This window comes from Radicibacter daui, assembly GCA_030657355.1.
GTDB classification, from domain to species: domain Bacteria; phylum Pseudomonadota; class Alphaproteobacteria; order Radicibacterales; family Radicibacteraceae; genus Radicibacter; species Radicibacter daui.
Map to the genome: position 1 here is coordinate 1,577,520 of CP131056.1, position 18,709 is coordinate 1,596,228.

The window sequence follows — 18,709 nt, forward strand, 5'->3', positions numbered from 1 at the left end:
AGACGATGCGGCGGACATTATGCCCGTCAACCGGTAAAGAGCATCTCAAAGTTGAAACAAGGCCCGCTAGGGTGTGCAAGGTCTATTCAGGCCATTGTTTGGGTGCTCATCGTTTGGCGGTTTATTGTTTCTGATAAATCCCGTAAAGGTGGCGACGCTGGCCATGTCTCTAGAAAATTGAGGACTACCTTGATCGGGGCACTTTTAAAGGCGGGTTTTTCGATTTTAAGAACCAACGTTCGGGAGGTCCTGCGGTTTGGGGCGCTGCCTCAAATCTTGTCCACCGTCATCGCGCTGGGCGCGAATGTCGCTTTTTTTCTGCAAAGGGTGCCGGGATGGCCGGAATGGCTGCTTGCTGTGGCCGTGTTTGCCTGGATAACCGGCTTTGTCGTGCAAAGTCTGATAGTGGGGCGGTGGGCAGCTTTCTGTCTGGCAGAACCGCCGATGGTTTCCTGGTGGTCACTTAGACCGGACGCGACCACGCGCCGGGCTGTTGGCGGCAATATAATTTTGTCGCTCGTTCTTTTTGGTGCGGCAATTCCGGTCGGTTTTATCATCGGCGGACTTTGTTTTGCTCTTAAATACGTCACCGGGTCTGTTTTGCCGCTTCAGGGAGCGCCGGTGCTGGTTGTGCTTGCCGTCTCCTATCTTGGAATCAGGCTTCTGCCTTATGTGCTAGCCCGCTCAGCTGGCCTCAATCTGAAGCTTCGTGATGTTTGGCGACTGATGGGCGGGCGCAATGTTTGGGCTCTGTTGATCGCCCTGTTGCTTGCGTCCCTGGCCTTTCTGGTCGTGGTCTTGCCGATCCAGTTTGGTGCGACGGCGCTTATCGCAATGCTTGCCGGTGCCGCGCATCCAGACGCTATCAGCTTGTCGCTGGTATTTCTTTATTTGACGCCAATGGCGCTGGTCACGATTGCCACCATATTTGCTGTTCCTGTGTTTTTGGTCATCACGGCCAATGCGCTGAAGGCGGCGATGAACCCCCGTATGTCAGATGGAGCCGGGAAAACGGAACGAGTAGAGCCTTCGATAGAGATGCCTCCGTCTTTTTCTGCTTCCGGAATAGCTGATTGAACTGACGGCCATATCGTCAGAGGGAGAGGGAATGTTCGCTTTGGCTGCAGCGCATGAGCGGCCCCGGACTGGGAGCGGAAAACTGTCCGGCGGACGTTATGCCCATCGGTCGGTAAAAGGGTATTTTAAAGTTGGAATAAAGCCAGGCCGGACGCGCACGAAGGATGGAAAGGTCTCCCAAAGGTAGCGATGTTGGGGTGAGACGTAAGAGGGAGATGTCGGTGTTCGGGACCATCATGAGGGCCGGTTTTGGCGTGTTGCGTTTCAACCGTGCTGAAATTTTCCGCTTCGGCTTGCTGCCGCAACTCGTTGTCGCCGCTCTTACCGTCTATGTCGGCTGGCTGACATCACGGGAAATGGCGGAAGGTATGGGCGCCGCACAGGCGTTGGGGGTTGCCTGTGTCGCCGTGCTGGCCTGGGTGTTCCAGTCTCTGGTTTTCAGCCGTTGGGCACGTTTCTGCCTGCTCGGCTCGGAGCCGGTTACAGGATGGTCGCTGGTGCCGGACGCTGCTGCCCGTCGCACGATGAGCGCGCAGCTCGTGCTGTTTCTGCTTCTCGTGGGGGTGACGATCCCGTTTGGCCTCGTTCTCGGAGGGTTGATATTTGTCCTGCGAGGTGCGGGTGGCCCGCCCGCCTTTCTGCAATTCATGCCGTTGCTTGTCGGCCTTGTTGCGCTCGTTGCCGGCCTCAGGCTGACGCCCTATCCGCTCGCCCGGGCCGCCGGCCTCAAGAAAACCATCGGTTCCGTCTGGCGGGTGATGGGCGGCTCCCGGGTCTGGCCGCTTCTCGGCGCCCTGATCGTCGCCGGGTTGGTGCAGCTTCTTCTGAAGGCTGTGATTGGTGGCCTGATCGGGCTGGCGGTCGGCCTTGGAGCAAACCTGTCGGGGGACACCGTGAGCCCGATGCTGGTCGGCACCGTTCTGGCAGCGCAGGGTGTCGCCGATCTGGTGACGGGCCTGTTCTTCTATCCGGTCTTCATCGCCATGATCGCTTGTGCCTTCAAGGCCGCGCTGGCGGCGCGGGATGCGCCGGTTGCTGAACCTGAGCCACCGTCGCAAGAGGCTGAACCGCTGCCCTGAGTTCAAGCGTACGGGTAAAAAAGGCGCTTCGAAACCGAAGCGCCCTTTTTTATTCTCGGCTGGCTAAAGCCTGCTCTCAAGCCTTGCCGCCGTACTTTTCCGTCAGCTCTGCCACGCGGGCATCGTCGATCTTGGCGACGAGCACGTCCGGCAGGGTGAACGCATGGCCGGCCGGGATTGCGCGGATGAGGTCGCCAGTGCTCTCCGTCGGCCAGGGCTGGTTTTCGGGCAGGCCGAGGGCCGCCAGCATTTTGCCCGCCAGCGTCGGGATGACCGGGGCGGAGAGGATGGCGAAGAGGCGGATCAGCGAGAAGGCGCAGCGCGTGATGGCGGCGGCGCGCTCCGGATCGGTCTTGAGCGCTGTCCACGGCGCTTCGTCGGCCAGATACTGGTTGCCCAGCACCCAGATGGCGCGCAGCTCGGCCAGCGCCTTGCGGTACTGGATGGCCTCAAGGTTCTCCGTCAGTGCCTTGATGCGTTCGTCGAGGGCCTTTGCCAGCGCTTCTTCCGCCGGGCCGTAGTCGCCGCCTGCCGGCACCGCATCACCGAACTTGGACTGGGTGAATTTCAGCGTGCGGTTCACGAAGTTGCCGAGCACGTCGGCCAGATCCTTGTTCACCTGGCCGGCAAAGCCTTCCAGCGTGAAGGAGCTGTCATCCGTCTCCGGTGCATTGGCGATCAGCACATAGCGCCAGTAGTCCGCCGGGAATTCGGCAAGGGCCTGGTCGGTAAAGATGCCGCGGCGCTGGCTGGTGGAGAACTTGCCGCCATACCAGGTCAGCCAGTTAAAGCCCTTGATGTAGTCAACGAGCTTCCATGCCTCGCCCGAGCCCATGATGGTGGCGGGGAAGGACACGGTGTGGAAGGGGATGTTGTCCTTGGCCATGAACTCCGTGTAACGCACGTCGTCCGCCTCGAACCACCAGCGCTTCCAGTCGCGCTTTTCTTCCGGCGCGGCATCGGCCCATTCCTTGGTGGCGGCGATGTACTCGATAGGCGCATCGAACCACACGTAATAAACCTTGCCCTCATAACCCGGCCGGCCCACCGGCACGCCCCAGGCGAGGTCGCGGGTGATGCAGCGGTCGCGCAGGCCTTCCTTAAGCCACTTCTGGGCGATGGAGGTGACGAGAACCGGCCAGTCCTTTTCCTTGCTGTCGATCCAGCTCTGGATCTTCGCCTCGACTTCGGGATTGTCGAGCTTCAGGAACAGGTGGCGGGTGTCGCGCACTTCCAGATTGGTGGAGCCAGAAACCGCCGAGCGCGGATTGATGAGGTCCGTCGGGTCCAGGAGCTTGGTGCAGTTCTCGCACTGGTCGCCGCGTGCACGCTCATAGCCGCAATGCGGGCAGGTGCCCTCGACATAACGGTCCGGCAGATAGCGACCGTCATCGATCGAATAGATCTGCTGGATGGTGCGCTCTTCAATCAGGCCATTGGCGTTGAGCATGGCGGCGAAATGCTGCGTCAGCTCATAGTTCTGCTGGCTTGAGGAGCGACCGAAATGGTCGAAGCTGAGGCCGAAGCGCTTGTAGATATCCTTCTGGATCTCATGCTGCTCGGCGCAATAGGTCGCCACATCCTGGCCCGCGGCAATCGCCGCCAGCTCGGCCGGCGTGCCGTGTTCGTCGGTTGCGCAGATGAACATCACCTCGTTGCCCCGTGCCCGCATGAAGCGCGCATAGACATCCGCCGGCAGCATGGACCCGACAAGGTTGCCGAGATGCTTGATGCCATTGATGTAGGGGAGCGCGCTGGTGATGAGGGTGCGGGCCATGGGCTACCTTGTTCTGGCTCTGGGGGGCGATAGTCCGGCAGATGGGGCGGCCCGTCCTGCGGGACAAGCCATGCAGGCGCCGGGCGGCCATGCCCATCCCGCAGGTCCACCGCGGAAAAAGTGTGGCCATGGCGTGCCATCAAGCCCGCGCCGCGTCAAGCACAGCCTCGTTTTGAGGGGGCGTGCTTGCGCGCGTCAGCCGCTGCCCGCCAGGGCCGCCTGGGTCGCGGAGATGAATTCCTGCGGCAGGGGCTGCTGTGGCACCGGGACAGGGATATCGCCCATCAGCGCGCTGCCGCAGAGGAAGCGGAAACCGTTTTGTGCGGCGATGCCGGCAATACGCTTGGTGTTGACGTCGCGCAGATAGGAGGCGAGGCCGGCGCGTTTCAGCGCGGTGCCCATGCGCCATAGCTCGCTGCCGAGCTGGTCGATGGTCAGGCTGCAGTTGTGCAACGAGACACCCACCAGCTTGATGCCGCTGTTGGCATAGACGGCAGGGTTGAAGGCCTGGATGGCCTGGCTGGCGTAAATCTCGGCGCAGAAGGGGCGGAAGGCTGCGGCGAGCTGGGCGAGGTTTTGTGCCGGCGCCCCGGCGGGTACGCCGGCAATCTCGATGAAGAGATGCCGGCGCAGGTGCCGCGGTATCTCGCCCAGAAGCGAGGTGTAGCGGGCGCGCAGTCCGTAAGAGATCACGGCTTCATAATGTGCCTGGACCGTCACGAAGATGACGTTGTTGTGGGCCAGAGCGTCGCTGAGCGCCGTCATGGACTGGATGAGGCTGGAGCGGTCGAGCCAGCCCACTTCTTCCCAGTTGTCGGGGGCGTCCAGCGCTTCGAGATCCTCGACCTGCGCGCCGCCCGGCAGGCGGCTGATGCCGATGCACAGGTTGGAGACGATACGCTGGGCAGGGGCATCCCAGATCGGCCGGAAAACATGCTCTATCTCGCCGGTTGCCTTGCTGGTAATCGAGGCGGGCATGTGGTCTGCGGCCTCCCGCTTGCGCGAGATTGCCGGGCGCGGTGTGGCCTCCGGAGGTGTGGATTTGGCCGGCGTTGATGCCGGTGCCGCCGGCGGAACCTCACCCCCGGCCTCCTTCAGCAACTCGCTGAGCGAGCTTCCATCGGCGCAGAGTTCGGCCAGGGCAACCACCGGCAGATCGATCCGCAAGCCCTGCGCTTCCAGCTCGCCCACGCAGTAGCGCGCAATCTCTTCACGGATGTGCTTGCAGGTTGTGTGAGGGTCGCCATGGCTGGGTTCCACGAAAATCAGTAGCCAGCTGTCCTCGTCCGGCAACTCGATGGAGAGGTCGGGCTGGATCACGTGCTGCTCGATGATACGCCGGCAGGCCCTGAGGATGCGTTCATGCAAGGCATCGAAGCGGTCGCCAAGACGCTTGTGCACCTCATCAAGGCCGATGATCTGCAGCGCGCCTGTGGGAAGGTCCCGCTGCTTCTCCAGAAGCTGCTTCAGCAGCTCACCCAGTTCCTTGCGTCCCTCCGGGCTCATTTTTGTCTGCCCCGTGATTTATATTCCGGCTGGTGGCCAGCTTATCAAATCCGCACGCCCGGCTCATCTCATCCGTGCGCATAGGCCGCCTTAACTCTCTTTGCCTTCATGCGTATGCAGAAGGGTGTTGGCGCGGGCGTGAGAAACCCATATAGTTGCCAAAAGCAATTAATTTAATGCCAAAGGCAGTCTTATGCCCAACACCTCCCCCGACTCTGTAATCGATCAGGCCGACGCGCTGCGGCGCTTCAACCGCCTCTATACCCGCGAGATTGCCTTGCTGGCGGAAGACCATCTGGAAAGCGGTCTCGCCCTTGCCGAAGTGCGGCTGCTCTATGAGCTGGAGCACGGGCCGGCGCTGAGCGCGGGAGAGCTTGCCGGTTTTCTCGGCCTTGATGCCGGTTATATGAGCCGGCTTGTTACGCGCCTGCGAACCGCCGGGCTGGTGGAGCGCCAGCGCGATACCGGGGACGGGCGGCGGTGGTTTCTGAGCCTGACGGCGGCCGGCCACGCGATGCTTGCCCCGCTGGAAGAAAAGGCCCGCCGGCAGATTGCCGGCCTCTTAGGGCGTCTTGGCGAAAGCCGCACCCGGCAACTGTTGCAAGGCGCCGGCGAGATGGAGCGGGCGCTGGCCGGTACGGCGCGCCCGGTCGTGCTGCGGCAGCACCAGCCGGGGGATCTTGGCTGGATCCTGGAGCGCCACGGGGCGCTTTATGCCGGCGAATGGGGCTTCAACCAGCAGTTCGAGGCACTGGTGGCCGACGTGCTGGCGGATTTTGCCCGCCGGCATGACCCCTCACGCGAGCGTTGCTGGGTCGCGGTGCGCGATGGCGAACGGCTTGGCAGCGTCATGCTGGTCGATGCCGGGCAGACAGATATCCCTACCGCCAAACTGCGGTTGCTGCTGGTGGAGCCCTCGGCCCGGGGTCTCGGCCTCGGACGGCAGCTGGTGGCGGAGGCCATCGCCTTTGCGCGCAGCGCCGGCTACCGGCGCATGACGCTCTGGACCAATGATGTGCTGACGGCTGCGCGTGCGATTTATCAAAAGGAGGGCTTCGGTCTCGTCAAAAGCGAGCCGCACCGGCTTTTCGGGGCGCCGATGGTGGGCGAGACCTGGGAGCGTGACCTCTGAGCTTTGCGGTCTTCGGGATATTGGCTCTTCCGGCGCGTCGATTGTTCTTTATTCTCCGCCCGCAAGCGACAAACGCCGGAAAGCCGAGGGATGATGATGAAGCCTGCCAGTCCGTTCAAAGAGGTGCCGCTCGGCAGCGATATTCTCATCGATCCGCCCGTCAGCCAGCGGCTTGAGGCGCCCCGGCCGGCACTCTTCCTCGACCGGGACGGCGTGGTCATCGAGCAGGTGCACTATATCTCCAGCCTTGACGATGTCCGGCTCGGCCCCGGCACGGCTGAGACGATCAGCCGGGCCAATGCGGCGGGAATTCCCGTCGTCATCGTCACCAACCAGGCCGGCCTCGCCAAGGAGCATTTCACGCTCGATCAGTATGAGGCCGTGCATCGCGAAGTGCTGCGCCAGCTGGCCGCTGCCGGCGCCCATGTCGACCTCACGCTGGCCGCCCCGCACCATGAAGCCGGCGAGGGGCGCTGGTATCACAAGGATCACCCTTGCCGCAAACCCAACCCGGGCATGCTGCTGGTGGCGGCCGAGCGGCTCAATATCGACCTTGCCGGCTCGGTTATTGTGGGAGATCGCGCCAGCGACCTTGAGGCCGGCAAGCGGGCTGGCGTTGCGGCAGGCTTCGGTGTTGCTGCCGGCTATGGCAAGTCGGAGCGGCAGAAAATGGCGGCGCTCGCCACGGCAGACTTCAGGGTGGAATTTCTTGCCCACCTCGGCGAGGCGGAGGAGATATTTCGCGCCCTTTCCACCGCAGCTTGAGAAGGCGCGCCGGTAACCACTGATTAACCGCTTGGGAAGTTGCCTCCGCCTGCGTTAGATTCTTTTGAAAATAAACGCGGGAGCCGAAATGTCTGATCGTCTCCGGGTCCGGAATTTCATTGAACGGACCCTGGAAAGTTTCGCCCGGCTCGGTGAGCTTGAAGAAATTATTGCCGAAGCCGGCGGCGTCATGCGCCGCTCTATTGAAGGCGGCGGCAAGATCATGTTCTGCGGCAACGGCGGCTCTGCGGCAGACAGCCAGCACATGGCAGCCGAGCTGATGGGACGTTACCTGATCGAGCGTAATCCCATGCCGGCCATCGCGCTGACGACGGACACCTCGGCGCTCACCGCCATCGGCAACGACTATGGCTATGACAAGGTTTTCAGCCGTCAGGTGCGGGCCCACGGCCGCCCGGGCGACGTGCTGGTGGGCATCACCACCAGCGGGAACAGCGAAAACGTGATCCAGGCCGCCCGTCAGGCCCGCGAGCAGGGCGTTTTCGTCATCGCTATGACGGGCGAGGGGGGCGGCAGGCTGGCAGCGGAGGCGGACATGCTGATCGCCGTGCCGTCAGGCCATACGCCCATTATCCAGCAGATGCACATTACCGTGGGGCACATGCTCTGCGATCTGGTTGAAAGCGGCTGAAAGTACTTGATGGCACAGGGGTTGCTTGTGTGGCCTTGAGGCCCTTCAAGGGCAAAAGAATAACAGGGCCCAGCCGGCAGTCCGGGCGACATCGCGGCGGCGGACGAGGAGTATTCGATCTTGGCAAGCAACGTTGACGTACTGTTCATCAACCCCGGCGATCGCAAGCAGATTTACCAAAATCTCGCCGACGAGTTTAGTGCTGTGGAGCCGCCGGTTTTTGCCGGGCTGTTCGCCACCTATGCGCGCCGCCACGGATACGAGGCCGCCATCTACGACGTGCCCGCGCTGATGGTGAGCGCGGAAGAAGCGGCAAAGGCGGCCATCGAGCACAAGCCCCGCCTCGTGGTGCTGGTAGTCTACGGTTTCCAGCCTTCCGCCTCGACGCAGAACATGGGCTCCGCCGGCAAGATCGCCCGCCTTATCCGCGAGGCCGCGCCGGACCTGCCGATCATGATGACGGGCACCCATCCTGCCGCGCTGCCGGAGCAGACGATGCGGGAAGAGGCGGTGGACTTTGTCTGCGACCTTGAAGGGCCGGTTACCATCGTCAAGACGCTGGAGGCCATGGCCGCCGGCGGGGGCGAGGCCTTTGCCGCCGTTCCCAGCCTCTGGTGGCGCCGCGGCGGCGACATCGTGCGCCCGGCAACCGGGGAGCAGCTGATCAAGGACCTTGATGAGGCCATGCCCGGCATCGCCTGGGATCTGCTGCCGATGGAGAAGTACCGTGCCCATAACTGGCACTGCTTCGACCATATCGAGCATCGCCAGCCTTATGCCGCCATCCACACCAGCCTCGGCTGTCCCTACAAGTGTAGCTTCTGCTGCATCAACGCGCCCTTCGGCAAGAACGCCTATCGCATGTGGTCGCCGAAGACGATCGTCGAGGAGATCGACTTCCTCGTCGAGAAACACGGCGTCAAGAACATCAAGTTCGTCGACGAGATGTTCGTACTGAACCGCAGCCATGTGCTGGAAATCTGCGACCTGCTGATCGAGCGCGGGCACGATCTCAACATCTGGGCCTATGCCCGTGTCGATACCGTGCAGGACGATATGCTCGACAAGCTCAGGGCCGCCGGCTTCAACTGGCTGTGCCTCGGCATCGAGAGTGCCAGCGCCTATGTGCGTGACGGGGCCCGCAAGGCCTTCAAGGGCGATGACATCAAGAGTGTCGTGCGCCGCATCCAGGGCGCGGGCATCCGCGTGCTCGGCAACTATATCTTCGGCCTGCCGGACGATACCTGGGAGAGCATGCGCGAGACGCTGGAGCTGGCGCTCGACATCAATACCGAGTTCGCCAATTTCTACTCGGCCATGGCCTATCCGGGTTCGGACCTCTACCGCTACGCCGTCACCAACAACATCCAGCTGCCGGCCGAGTGGAAGGATTATTCCCAGCACGGTTTCCAGTGCACGCCGCTTGCCAATCCCAAGCTGACGGCGGCTGAAATCCTCACTTACCGCGACTACGCTTGGCAGACCTATTTCTCCGCGCCGGGCTATCTCGCGCTGGCTGAAAAAACCTTCGGCCCGGCGGTTGTCGATCATATTGCGCGCATGCGCTCTGTGCCGCTGGCGCGCGCGCAGACGGCGGCCATCCCGGCTCACGCCAAGATTTCCACCTTCCCCATTAGCTCGGTGGCCTGACCTTGAAAGACACATCCGATACAAGGCGCCTGTTCCGGCAATTGCTGCGCATCCGCTTGATAGAAGAACGTGTGGCCGCGATTTATCCGTCGGACAAAATCAAGAGCCCCATTCATTTGTCCATCGGGCAGGAAGCCATCTCGGTGGCCGTGTGTGATGTGCTGCAGCCGCAGGACATCATAGCCGTCTCCTACCGCGGCCATGCCGGTTATCTCGCCAAGGGCGGGGACCTGAAGGGCATGATCGCGGAGATGTATGGCAAGCCGGCCGGCTGCGCTTTTGGCAAGGGTGGCTCCATGCATCTGGTCTCGGCCGAGGCCGGGGTGATGGGCGCTTCTGCCGTGGTTGGCACCCACATTCCGCTCGCTGCCGGGCAGGCGCTCGCCGCCAAGCTGCGCGGGGAAGACAAGGTCATCGTCTGCTTCTTCGGCGATGGCGCGACCGAAGAAGGCTGTTTTGCCGAGACGCTCAACTTTGCCGCCCTCCACAAGCTGCCGCTCTTCTTCGTGTGCGAGAACAATGGCTACGCCATCCATTCGCCGCTGAAGAAGCGTTGGGCCAATCTCGATATCTGCGCCCGGGTGCGTGCCTATGGCGTGCCGGCGGTGCGCACCGAAACCAGCGACGTGACCGTGATGCGCGCAGCAGCGGAAGCGGCGGTTGCCGCGATCCGCGATGGCGAGGGGCCGCAGTTCCTTGAGGCCGTTACCTATCGCTGGCTGGAGCATGTCGGCCCCAACGAGGATTACGCCGCCGGTTATCGCAGCCGCGACGAGATGGAGCCGTGGGAGAATGAAGACCCCGTTGCCCGTCTTGCCGCGGTGATGGATGCGGCCTGGGTGGAAAAGACCCGCGCCGAGATCGCCGCCGAGATCGACGAGGCCGTCGAGTTTGCCGAGCAGAGCCCGATCCACCAGCAGGAAGATCTCTACCGTCATGTCTATGCTCAGTGAGAAACCCGCGATGGCCGGCCGCCTGCTCGCCTATGTCGATGCGCTCTCCGAAGGCGTGGCGCAGGAGATGGAGCGCGACCCGAGCGTTTTCCTCTTCGGCCTTGATGTCGATGATCACAAGGCCATCCAGGGCTCCACGCGCGGCCTCGTGCAGCGCTTCGGGCCGAACCGCGTGTTCGGCACCCCGCTGTCCGAAGATGCGATGACCGGCGTTGCCATCGGCGCCGCCATGGCCGGCATGCGGCCCATCCATGTGCATATCCGCATGGATTTCCTCATGCTGTGCATGAACCAGCTCGTGAACATTGCCGCCAAGGCCCACTATATGTTCGGCGGCGCCGTCAGTGTGCCGATGGTGGTGCGCTGCATGATCGGCAAATCCTGGGGGCAAGGCGCCCAGCACTCGCAGGGGCTGCACTCTCTCTTCATGCATATCCCCGGCCTCAAGGTCGTGGCGCCGTCCAACGCCTATGACGCCAAGGGATTGATGGCGGCGGCTATCCGCGACAACAACCCCGTCGTCTTCGTCGAGCATCGCCTGCTTTATTTCACCGACGCCTATGTGCCGGAGGAAAGCTACACGGTCGAACTCGGCAAGGCGCGAGTGACGGCACCGGGCACCGACATCACGCTGGTGGGCGTCTCCAACATGGTGATGGAGTGCCTGCGCGCCCGCGAACTGCTGGCGCAGGTCGGCATCTCGGCCGAGGTGGTCGATCTCGTTTCGCTGCAGCCGCTCGACAGCGACACGGTGCTGGCTTCCGCCAGCAAGACCGGCAAACTTTTGATGGTGGACAACGCCTGGACCATGTGCGGTGCGAGCGCGGAAGTGCTGGCCCGCGTGGCGGAGAGTGAAGAGGGCGCCGGGGTGCGCATGGCCCGCATGGGCTTTGCCCCCACCACCTGCCCGATGTCGCCCGAGCTTGAAAAGGTCTTTTACCCCAACGCCGCGACCATCGCCGCCAAGGCCCACAGCATGCTGAGGCCGGGCAGTGACTGGATGCCGGACGAAAAGGCCGCGCAGCTTTCCTACCAGATGACCTTCCGGGGGCCGTTCTGACCCTCGGGAGCCTTCCCTTCCTTCCCTGACGAGGCGCCCCGCCGGGCGCGCCTGTCCCCACCAGACCGGACCAGGACCAGACTGGCCAGGAAGCAACCCAGATGTATTACGAGCTTGCCGCCTCCACCTGGGGCAAAGAAGAGACCGATGCCATCCAGCGCGTGATCGACCGCGACCGGCTGACCATGGGCGACGAGGTCAAGGCGTTCCAGAACGAGTTCGCGGCCTATCACGGCAAGCGTTATGGCGTGATGGTCAATTCCGGCTCTTCCGCCAACCTCATCGCGGTGGCGAGCCTGTGCTTCAAGAAGGACCGGCCGCTCCAGCGCGGGGACGAGGTGATCGTGCCCGCCATCTCCTGGAGCACGACCTATCACCCGCTCCAGCAATATGGCCTCAAGCTGCGCATCGTCGATGTGGAGCTGGAGACGCTCAATATCGATGTCTCGCAGCTGGAAGCCGCGATTACCCCGAAAACGCGCGCCATCATGGCGGTCAGCATTCTCGGCAATCCGGCAGCGCTCGATGTCATGCGCGCCTTTGCCGACAAGCACGGGCTCTATTTCATCGAGGACAACTGCGAGAGCCTTGATGCCGAGCTGAATGGCAAGAAGGCCGGCACCTTTGGCGACGTCACCACCTTCAGCTTCTTCTTCTCCCACCATATCGCCACCATGGAGGGCGGCATGGTGCTGACGGATGACGAGGAGCTTTATCACCTGCTGCTGGCCCTGCGCGCCCATGGCTGGACGCGTGACCTGCCGGCCGGCCCGTCGCCCATCTTCGAGCGGCGGGACGAGGATTTCTTCGAGGCCTATCGCTTTATCCTGCCGGGTTACAATGTGCGACCGCTGGAGATGAGCGGCGCCATCGGGCGCGAGCAGCTGAAGAAGCTGCCGGGCTTCACTGCCGAGCGGCGCAAGAACCTCGCCGTGTTCCAGAAGCTCTTTGGCGGGGACGAGCGCTTCATCATCCAGCGCGAGACCGGCCGCAGCTCCACCTTCTCCTTCACCATCATCCTCAACCCGGCGCTGAAGCTGGACCGCAAGGCGGCCTTTGCCGCGCTGACGAAGGCGGATATCGGCTACCGCATCATCACCGGCGGCTGCATCCTTCGGCACGATGTCATGAAGTTCTATGACTACGAGATGGTCGGCGAGGTGAAGAACGCCTTCACCGCCCATGACTGGGGCTTCTTTGTCGGCAATCAGCCCTTCGACATCTCGGACCGCATCGAGAAGCTCTATTCGGTGCTCGACGGCGCCTGCGCGCGCTGAGCCTTCAGGAGAGTTCAGGACAAATGGATAACTACAAGATTCTCGTGACGGGCGGCGCCGGTTATCTCGGCGGCATCATGGTGCCGGAGCTGCTGGCGCTGGGGCATGAGGTGACGGTGGTCGACAATTTCATGTTCGACCAGGCCTCCCTCGGCCATTGCTGCGCCAACCCGAAGTTTGACCTGCTGCGCGGCGATATCCGCGACAAGGCCCTGATGGCCAAACTGATGGCCAAGGCGGATGTGATCATCCCGCTGGCCGCCCTTGTCGGCGCACCGCTCTGCAACCGCGACCCTTACGCCGCCGAGCAGGTGAACCTTGAAGCGCCGCTGGGCATGATGAAGGCGCTGTCGAAAGACCAGCGCATCCTCATGCCGATCACCAACAGCGGTTATGGCGTCGGCGAAGCAGGTAAGTTCTGCACCGAAGAAACGCCGATGCGCCCCATCTCGCTCTACGGCAAACACAAGGTAGAGGTCGAGGCCGCTGTGCTGGCGCATGGCAATGCCATCAGCTTTCGCCTTGCCACCGTGTTCGGCATGGCACCGCGCATGCGCCTTGACCTGCTGGTAAATGATTTCGTCTACCGCGCCGTCAATGATCGCGCTGTGGTGCTGTTTGAAGGCCACTTCAAGCGCAACTACATCCATGTGCGCGACGTGACGCGGGCCTTCATCCACGGTCTCGGCAAGTTTGAGGCGATGAAGGGCGAGGCCTATAATGTCGGCCTGTCCGATGCCAACCTCTCCAAGCTGGAGCTGTGTGGTCGCATCCAGAAGTTCCTGCCCAAATTCGTGCCGGTCGAGGCGCCGGTGGGCGAGGATCCGGACAAGCGCGACTACATCGTCTCCAACGAGAAGATCGAGGCCACCGGTTTCAAGCCGGCCCATTCGCTCGATGCCGGCATCGCAGAGCTCATCAAGGGCTACCAGATGATCCGCAACAGCCGTTACGGCAATGTCTGAGCGGGCCCAGGCAGCAGGGCGAGGGGCGTCTTGAGCGCCGAGACGGCCATAACCCCGGCCGGGGTTGAGGTGCTGGTGCTTGCCGGCGGCCTTGGCACGCGCCTGCGCTCCGTGGTGCCGGAGGCGCCCAAGGTGCTGGCGCCCATCCAGGGGCGGCCGTTCCTTGACCATCTGCTGGCCTGGCTTGCCCGCTTCGGCTTTCGCCGCGCCGTGCTGTCGCTCGGCTACAAGGCAGCGATGGTGGAAGCGCATCTGGCCGGCCTTGCCGCGCCGCTTGATGTTGCCACGGTAACAGAGCCAGCACCGCTCGGCACCGGCGGGGCCATCGCCTTTTCCCGCTCCGCGCTTAGCAGCGATCCTGTGCTGGTGCTTAATGGCGACAGCTGGGTGGATGTCGATCTGCCGGCGTTTCTGGCGGCCCATGCGGCCTCCGGCGCCGATCTCTCGCTGGTCGCCGTGCCGGTCGAGAATTGCAGCCGGTTCGGTGAAGTGCAGGTGGATGAAGGCGGGCGGGTTACCGGCTTTCTGGAGAAGAACCCGGAGATGGCCCGGCCGGGCCTTATCAATGCCGGGGTCTATCTGCTGTCCGCCGCGCTGCTGGACCGTATGGCACGCGAAAAACCAACCTCTTTCGAGCGCGATGTGCTGACGCCGATGGCGGGACACGGGCTTTTTGCCCATGCCGTGCCGCCCACGCGCTTTGTCGATATCGGCACGCCGGAGAGTTTCTCCGACATCAACAGCAAGGACTGGTTCCTGGAAAAGGGCGGGGTTGCCAACTCATGATCATTACCAGAACGCCCTTCCGCGTCTCGCTCTTCGGCGGCGGCTCCGACTATCCGGCCTGGTTTACCCGCCATTCCGGCGCGGTGCTGGGTTTTGCCATCAACAAGTACTGCTATATCAGCCTGCGCAAGCTGCCGCCCTTCTTCGAACACAAGCACCGCATCGTTTATTCGCGCGTGGAGAATGTGAAGGAAATCAGCGAGATCCAGCATCCCGCCGTGCGCGCCGTGCTGGGCGACCAGAAGGTGACACAGGGGCTTGAGATCCATCATGACGGTGACCTGCCGGCCCGCTCCGGCCTCGGCTCGTCTTCCTCTTTTACCGTCGGCCTCCTCAATGCGCTGAACGCGATGGAGGGCAAGCTCGCTTCGCCCAAATCGCTCGCCAACGAGGCGATCCGTATCGAGCAGAAGGTGATCGGCGAGGCGGTGGGCTCGCAGGACCAGATCTGGGCGGCCTATGGCGGGCTCAACCGTATCCGCTTCTTCTCCGACGGTTCCTTCGATGTCGAGCCGCTGGTGCTGCCGCAGGAGCGCAAGACCCTGCTGGAAGATCACTGCATGCTCTTTTTCTCCGGCATCTCGCGTTACGCCGCGCAGGTGGCGGAGCGCAAGATTGCCAGCCTTGCCCAGCGCTCCAACAATGTGCGGGCGATGACCGCGATGGTGGACGAGGCGGCCAGCATGCTCGGCAACCCCACGGTGCCGATCGGCGATATCGGCATGCTGCTGCATGACAGCTGGATGCTGAAGCGCGAGCTGACCGATGGCGTCACCACGCCGGAGATCGACGAGATTTACACGGCGGCGCGTGAGGAAGGCGCCATTGGCGGCAAGCTTCTGGGTGCCGGCGGCGGCGGTTTCGTGCTGGTGTTTGCCGAGCCGGACAAGCACGAAGCCATTCGTGCCCGCCTCAATCATCTCGTCGAGGTCGACATCAAGATCTGCTCTTCCGGCAGCCGTGTCGTCGTCTACGAACCCGATCTTTCCTGATGCTGGTGGCTGACAAACAATGCTGAACAAGGTTCTGGCCGCCGAGACCACGATCTTCATCCCGACGATGAACCGCTCGGTCTTCCTCGAGCGCTGCCTGCGTTATTACGCGCTGGCCGGTTTTGCCGGCGACATCGTGGTGATGGACAGCAGCACGGGAGAGGAGCAGGCAAAAAGCCAGGCCGTGTGTGCCGCGGTCGGTCCGCACCTGCGCCGGCTCGTCTACCAGCACAATCCGCCCGAAGTGCATGTTACCCAGCTTTTCGTTTTTGCCGGGGAGCTGGCACAGACGAAATACATCACCTTCTGCGCCGATGATGATTTCCACTCCACCATCGGGCTGGAGCTCTGCCAGCAGTACCTGGAAAAGAATGAGGGGGTCGGCGGGGCGCGGGGCCAGCGGGTGGATGCGACCATTGGCGTTGCCGGCACCCATGGCAGCATCGTCAACGCGCATGTGGTGCCCTATCCGCCGCTTACCGGCGCGACGGCCTATGAGCGCATGATCAACTACGCCAACATCGCGCTTAGCGTGCATTACAGCCTCTTCCGCACCTCGGTGTGGCGCAAGGCGCATGCGCTGCTGGCGCCGCCGCATCTCAGCTACTTCTCGGACGAGTTTTTCCTCTGCTCGTTCCTGCTCGGCCTCGGCAAGATCGAGACACTCTCGACGCTGGGCGCCGTGCGGCAACTCGATACCTCCGGCGGCCTCTGGCGGCGCACCACCATGTTCCAGCTGATCTGCAAACCGATCTGGCCGGAAGTGGCGGCGCAGTGGCGCACCAACGCCGCCGCCATCATGCGGGAGATGGACGGGCTTTCCGAAGCCGAGGCGACGAAGAAGGCGGAAGAGATCCTCTGGGGGCACACCGCCAAGCTGCTGGCCTTCCAGTTCCAGAATCGCGAGACGGGACTGCAGCCGCCGGTGCAGAAGCCCTATGACGAGGCGCTGATGAACCAGCTGCGCGGCCTCAAGGATTTTCAGGTGATTGAACAGGTGCTGGGCGGCACCGCTGTGCTGCCGGTGGCAGCCGGCTGAAAGGGGAGGGACGGATATGAGCGAGCTGCATTTCCCCACCGACGCCGCGGCGATCCAGGGCCGCGTTATTCGCCACCCGTGGATGGCGGCGGCCATCGGCGCGCTTGCCGGGCTCGGCAGGCCGGTCCGCATGCTGGAGATCGGCAGCTGGGCCGGCTCCTCCTGCGCCACCTGGGGGGAGGCGCTGCGCCGCAACGGCATGGCCGGCTCCACCATCGTCTGCGTCGATCCATGGGATGGTTACATCTCCAAAACCGATATCGACAGCGACCGTCCGGTCTATCGCCGCATGGATGAATGGGCGCGCGAGGGCCGCGTGCTGCCGCTGTTCCTCTCCAACGCCAAAGCCATTGAACAGCGCGACAGCGTGCGCGTGGTGATGATGAAGGGCTTTTCGACCGAGATTTGCCCGCTGCTGGCGCCGGAGAGTTTTGACCTCGTCTATATCGACGGCTCGCACTATTACCGCGACGCGCTGTTCGATGTTTCCATCGGCAAGACGCTGGTGCGCGATGGCGGCATCCTGTCAGGCGACGACCTTGAAATCCAGCTCAGGGACCTGCCCGATGCCGCGACCTATCCGGAGGATGTCGACGTGCTGACCATCCCCGGGCGCGGCAATGTGCATGTGGGCGTGACTCGCGCGGTGGGTGAGCAGCTGGGTGAGGTCGGCATGGAAAACGGCTTCTGGTACACGCGCCGGGAAGGGTCGGTTTTCCGTCCCTTCGCCCTCGACACGTCAAAGGCCTTCGTCTCGGCCCATTTCGGCCCGCAGGAGCGGGCCTTTATCGCCGAGGATATCGAGAGCGGCCGGGCGAAACTGCCGAAGAGCCTGATTTCGGGCTGACGCCTCACGCGCTCCACAGGCGCGGTGTGCCCTTTTCCAGCGTCGGGATGATGGCTGACTGGATGAGGCGCGGGTTGGTCAGCACCTGGCTTATGGCCGCGACAAGGTTCTTAGTCGCGTTGGTGCTGAAGCCGAAATTCTGCTCGAAGAATTGCGCCCCCGGCGCCAGCGAGCGCTGGATCAGCTTGCAGTAGGAGATGATCTGCTCGTCCTCCATCTCCGCCATGGAGAGGGTGTTGATGGCAAGATCGAGGTTGGGCACCTGCAGCGACGGGGCGTCGTAGTTGCTGACATAGGTAAAGCCCGGCCCTTCCGGCACGGGATAGTCGGCCGTGGTCACCAGCGCGTGCGAGATGCCCGGAAAGACGGTCGCCAGATAACTGAGGCAGAAGGCCAGCGATTCCGGCAGGTCGATCAGCACGATGCGGCTGTTGGGGATGATGCGCTTCAGGAAATAGGCAAGGCCCCCGAACCCGCTGCCGATCTCCATGATCCGGACGGTGGTGGTCTTCGACTTTTCGATGAGCGCCGGCAGGATGCCGCATTCATGCAGCAGGCAGATGCGCTCCAGATACATCCAGGTATCCTTGCTCAGCACCATGTCGTCGACGATCCAGCCGATCTCGCCGAATTTGGCCGGGAAGGAAAAGCGGTAGGCCTCCGGCAACTGGTTGGCCGTGTTGCAGAACTTATGGACGCTTTCGTCCGGGTTGCCGACCAGCATGCGCAGGAAGCGATCATAGTCCGCCGGCAGCTTTTCGCGGATCCACGGGCGGTGCACCGCAGGGGCCAGCGTTGCCAGCTGATAACCGGAAAAAGCCTGCGAATAGAGGCGCAGCTTCTTGAGGATGTCGTAGTCGCGCTGCATCAGCAGGGCAAAGCTGGTCATGAAGGACGTCGTCTGGGCGTCGATCTCATAGACCTGCTTCTTGGTCGGATCCCAGTTGCCGGAGGGCTGGGCGGTTGCATCCAGCCTGCCTTCGCTGGTCAGCGCCTGCCGGCGGGCAATCAGCCCTTCGATCCCGCCGAGAATGGCGTTGATATTATCGAATTCCTGTTGGGAAAGTGCGGAGGAGGCGTCGGAGAAAAGAAAACCGTTCAGTCTCGGTTGCCACGCCACGTTTCTCTCCTCGTCGGTCGGGTAATTGCCTT

At 62.9% G+C, this 18,709-nt stretch carries 17 protein-coding genes; 14 read left to right on the forward strand and 3 right to left on the reverse strand.

Annotation, left to right across the window (positions count from 1 at the left end):
• Window positions 1-51: 51 nt before the first annotated feature.
• Window positions 52-1,077, forward strand: a complete 1,026-nt coding sequence (locus QTL98_RS07440; RefSeq protein ID WP_445681585.1) for a hypothetical protein — start codon at window positions 52-54, stop codon at window positions 1,075-1,077.
• A 221-nt stretch (window positions 1,078-1,298) separates the two neighbouring features.
• Window positions 1,299-2,156: a hypothetical protein gene (locus tag QTL98_RS07445; RefSeq protein WP_445681586.1), complete on the forward strand. Its 858-nt coding sequence runs from the start codon at window positions 1,299-1,301 to the stop codon at window positions 2,154-2,156.
• A 76-nt stretch (window positions 2,157-2,232) separates the two neighbouring features.
• Here QTL98_RS07445 and metG read toward each other — a convergent pair whose 3' ends face one another.
• Both metG and QTL98_RS07455 read right to left on the reverse strand, forming a co-directional pair.
• Window positions 2,233-3,933, reverse strand: a complete 1,701-nt coding sequence (gene metG, locus QTL98_RS07450) for a methionine--tRNA ligase (RefSeq protein WP_445681587.1) — start codon at window positions 3,931-3,933, stop codon at window positions 2,233-2,235.
• Between the two features lie 195 nt (window positions 3,934-4,128).
• The gene (locus QTL98_RS07455; protein WP_445681588.1) at window positions 4,129-5,439 is read right to left on the reverse strand and encodes a hypothetical protein; all 1,311 of its coding nucleotides are present in this window, start codon (window positions 5,437-5,439) and stop codon (window positions 4,129-4,131) included.
• Window positions 5,440-5,632: 193 nt separating this feature from the next.
• Between QTL98_RS07455 and QTL98_RS07460 the strand changes: the two genes are divergently transcribed.
• From QTL98_RS07460 to QTL98_RS07515, 12 genes are all read left to right on the forward strand, one after another.
• A complete protein-coding gene (locus tag QTL98_RS07460) occupies window positions 5,633-6,571 on the forward strand; it encodes a bifunctional helix-turn-helix transcriptional regulator/GNAT family N-acetyltransferase (RefSeq protein WP_445681589.1) in 939 nt (312 codons plus the stop codon).
• Window positions 6,572-6,661: 90 nt separating this feature from the next.
• A complete protein-coding gene (locus QTL98_RS07465) occupies window positions 6,662-7,336 on the forward strand; it encodes a D-glycero-alpha-D-manno-heptose-1,7-bisphosphate 7-phosphatase (RefSeq protein WP_445681590.1) in 675 nt (224 codons plus the stop codon).
• Window positions 7,337-7,424: 88 nt separating this feature from the next.
• Window positions 7,425-7,988, forward strand: a complete 564-nt coding sequence (locus QTL98_RS07470) for a D-sedoheptulose-7-phosphate isomerase (RefSeq protein WP_445681591.1) — start codon at window positions 7,425-7,427, stop codon at window positions 7,986-7,988.
• A gap of 120 nt (window positions 7,989-8,108) precedes the next feature.
• On the forward strand, window positions 8,109-9,638 hold the full coding sequence (locus tag QTL98_RS07475; protein WP_445681592.1) for a B12-binding domain-containing radical SAM protein: 1,530 nt from the start codon (window positions 8,109-8,111) through the stop codon (window positions 9,636-9,638).
• A gap of 2 nt (window positions 9,639-9,640) precedes the next feature.
• On the forward strand, window positions 9,641-10,591 hold the full coding sequence (locus QTL98_RS07480) for a thiamine pyrophosphate-dependent dehydrogenase E1 component subunit alpha (protein WP_445681593.1): 951 nt from the start codon (window positions 9,641-9,643) through the stop codon (window positions 10,589-10,591).
• The gene (locus tag QTL98_RS07485; RefSeq protein ID WP_445681594.1) at window positions 10,575-11,651 is read left to right on the forward strand and encodes an alpha-ketoacid dehydrogenase subunit beta; all 1,077 of its coding nucleotides are present in this window, start codon (window positions 10,575-10,577) and stop codon (window positions 11,649-11,651) included. Before QTL98_RS07480 ends, QTL98_RS07485 begins: the two co-directional genes overlap by 17 nt.
• Window positions 11,652-11,752: 101 nt before the next feature.
• Window positions 11,753-12,928: a DegT/DnrJ/EryC1/StrS family aminotransferase gene (locus tag QTL98_RS07490; RefSeq protein WP_445681595.1), complete on the forward strand. Its 1,176-nt coding sequence runs from the start codon at window positions 11,753-11,755 to the stop codon at window positions 12,926-12,928.
• Window positions 12,929-12,951: 23 nt separating this feature from the next.
• A complete protein-coding gene (locus QTL98_RS07495) occupies window positions 12,952-13,893 on the forward strand; it encodes an NAD-dependent epimerase/dehydratase family protein (RefSeq protein WP_445681596.1) in 942 nt (313 codons plus the stop codon).
• A 30-nt stretch (window positions 13,894-13,923) separates the two neighbouring features.
• Window positions 13,924-14,679 (forward strand): nucleotidyltransferase family protein, encoded by a 756-nt coding sequence (locus QTL98_RS07500; protein WP_445681597.1) that lies wholly within the window; start codon window positions 13,924-13,926, stop codon window positions 14,677-14,679.
• A complete protein-coding gene (locus tag QTL98_RS07505) occupies window positions 14,676-15,671 on the forward strand; it encodes a GHMP family kinase ATP-binding protein (RefSeq protein ID WP_445681598.1) in 996 nt (331 codons plus the stop codon). The genes QTL98_RS07500 and QTL98_RS07505 overlap by 4 nt, the downstream gene beginning before the upstream one ends.
• A gap of 19 nt (window positions 15,672-15,690) precedes the next feature.
• Window positions 15,691-16,710, forward strand: coding sequence for a TIGR00180 family glycosyltransferase (locus QTL98_RS07510; protein WP_445681599.1), 1,020 nt, complete (start codon window positions 15,691-15,693; stop codon window positions 16,708-16,710).
• A 16-nt stretch (window positions 16,711-16,726) separates the two neighbouring features.
• Window positions 16,727-17,557: a class I SAM-dependent methyltransferase gene (locus tag QTL98_RS07515; protein WP_445681600.1), complete on the forward strand. Its 831-nt coding sequence runs from the start codon at window positions 16,727-16,729 to the stop codon at window positions 17,555-17,557.
• A 4-nt stretch (window positions 17,558-17,561) separates the two neighbouring features.
• On the opposite strand, the gene QTL98_RS07520 is transcribed toward QTL98_RS07515, so the two are convergent.
• Window positions 17,562-18,677 carry a putative sugar O-methyltransferase gene (locus QTL98_RS07520; protein WP_445681601.1) on the reverse strand — a complete coding sequence of 372 codons (1,116 nt, stop codon included), beginning with the start codon at window positions 18,675-18,677 and terminating at the stop codon, window positions 17,562-17,564.
• Window positions 18,678-18,709: the final 32 nt, after the last annotated feature.

Bases quoted from the DNA above. Each gene is read 5' to 3' on its own strand.
- metG (WP_445681587.1), bottom strand. From the start codon at position 3,933: ATGGCCCGCACCCTCATCACCAGCGCGCTCCCCTACATCAATGGCATC.
- QTL98_RS07455 (WP_445681588.1), bottom strand. From the start codon at position 5,439: ATGAGCCCGGAGGGACGCAAGGAACTGGGTGAGCTGCTGAAGCAGCTT.
- QTL98_RS07460 (WP_445681589.1), top strand. From the start codon at position 5,633: ATGCCCAACACCTCCCCCGACTCTGTAATCGATCAGGCCGACGCGCTG.
- QTL98_RS07465 (WP_445681590.1), top strand. From the start codon at position 6,662: ATGATGATGAAGCCTGCCAGTCCGTTCAAAGAGGTGCCGCTCGGCAGC.
- QTL98_RS07470 (WP_445681591.1), top strand. From the start codon at position 7,425: ATGTCTGATCGTCTCCGGGTCCGGAATTTCATTGAACGGACCCTGGAA.
- QTL98_RS07485 (WP_445681594.1), top strand. From the start codon at position 10,575: ATGTCTATGCTCAGTGAGAAACCCGCGATGGCCGGCCGCCTGCTCGCC.
- QTL98_RS07490 (WP_445681595.1), top strand. From the start codon at position 11,753: ATGTATTACGAGCTTGCCGCCTCCACCTGGGGCAAAGAAGAGACCGAT.
- QTL98_RS07495 (WP_445681596.1), top strand. From the start codon at position 12,952: ATGGATAACTACAAGATTCTCGTGACGGGCGGCGCCGGTTATCTCGGC.
- QTL98_RS07505 (WP_445681598.1), top strand. From the start codon at position 14,676: ATGATCATTACCAGAACGCCCTTCCGCGTCTCGCTCTTCGGCGGCGGC.
- QTL98_RS07510 (WP_445681599.1), top strand. From the start codon at position 15,691: ATGCTGAACAAGGTTCTGGCCGCCGAGACCACGATCTTCATCCCGACG.
- QTL98_RS07515 (WP_445681600.1), top strand. From the start codon at position 16,727: ATGAGCGAGCTGCATTTCCCCACCGACGCCGCGGCGATCCAGGGCCGC.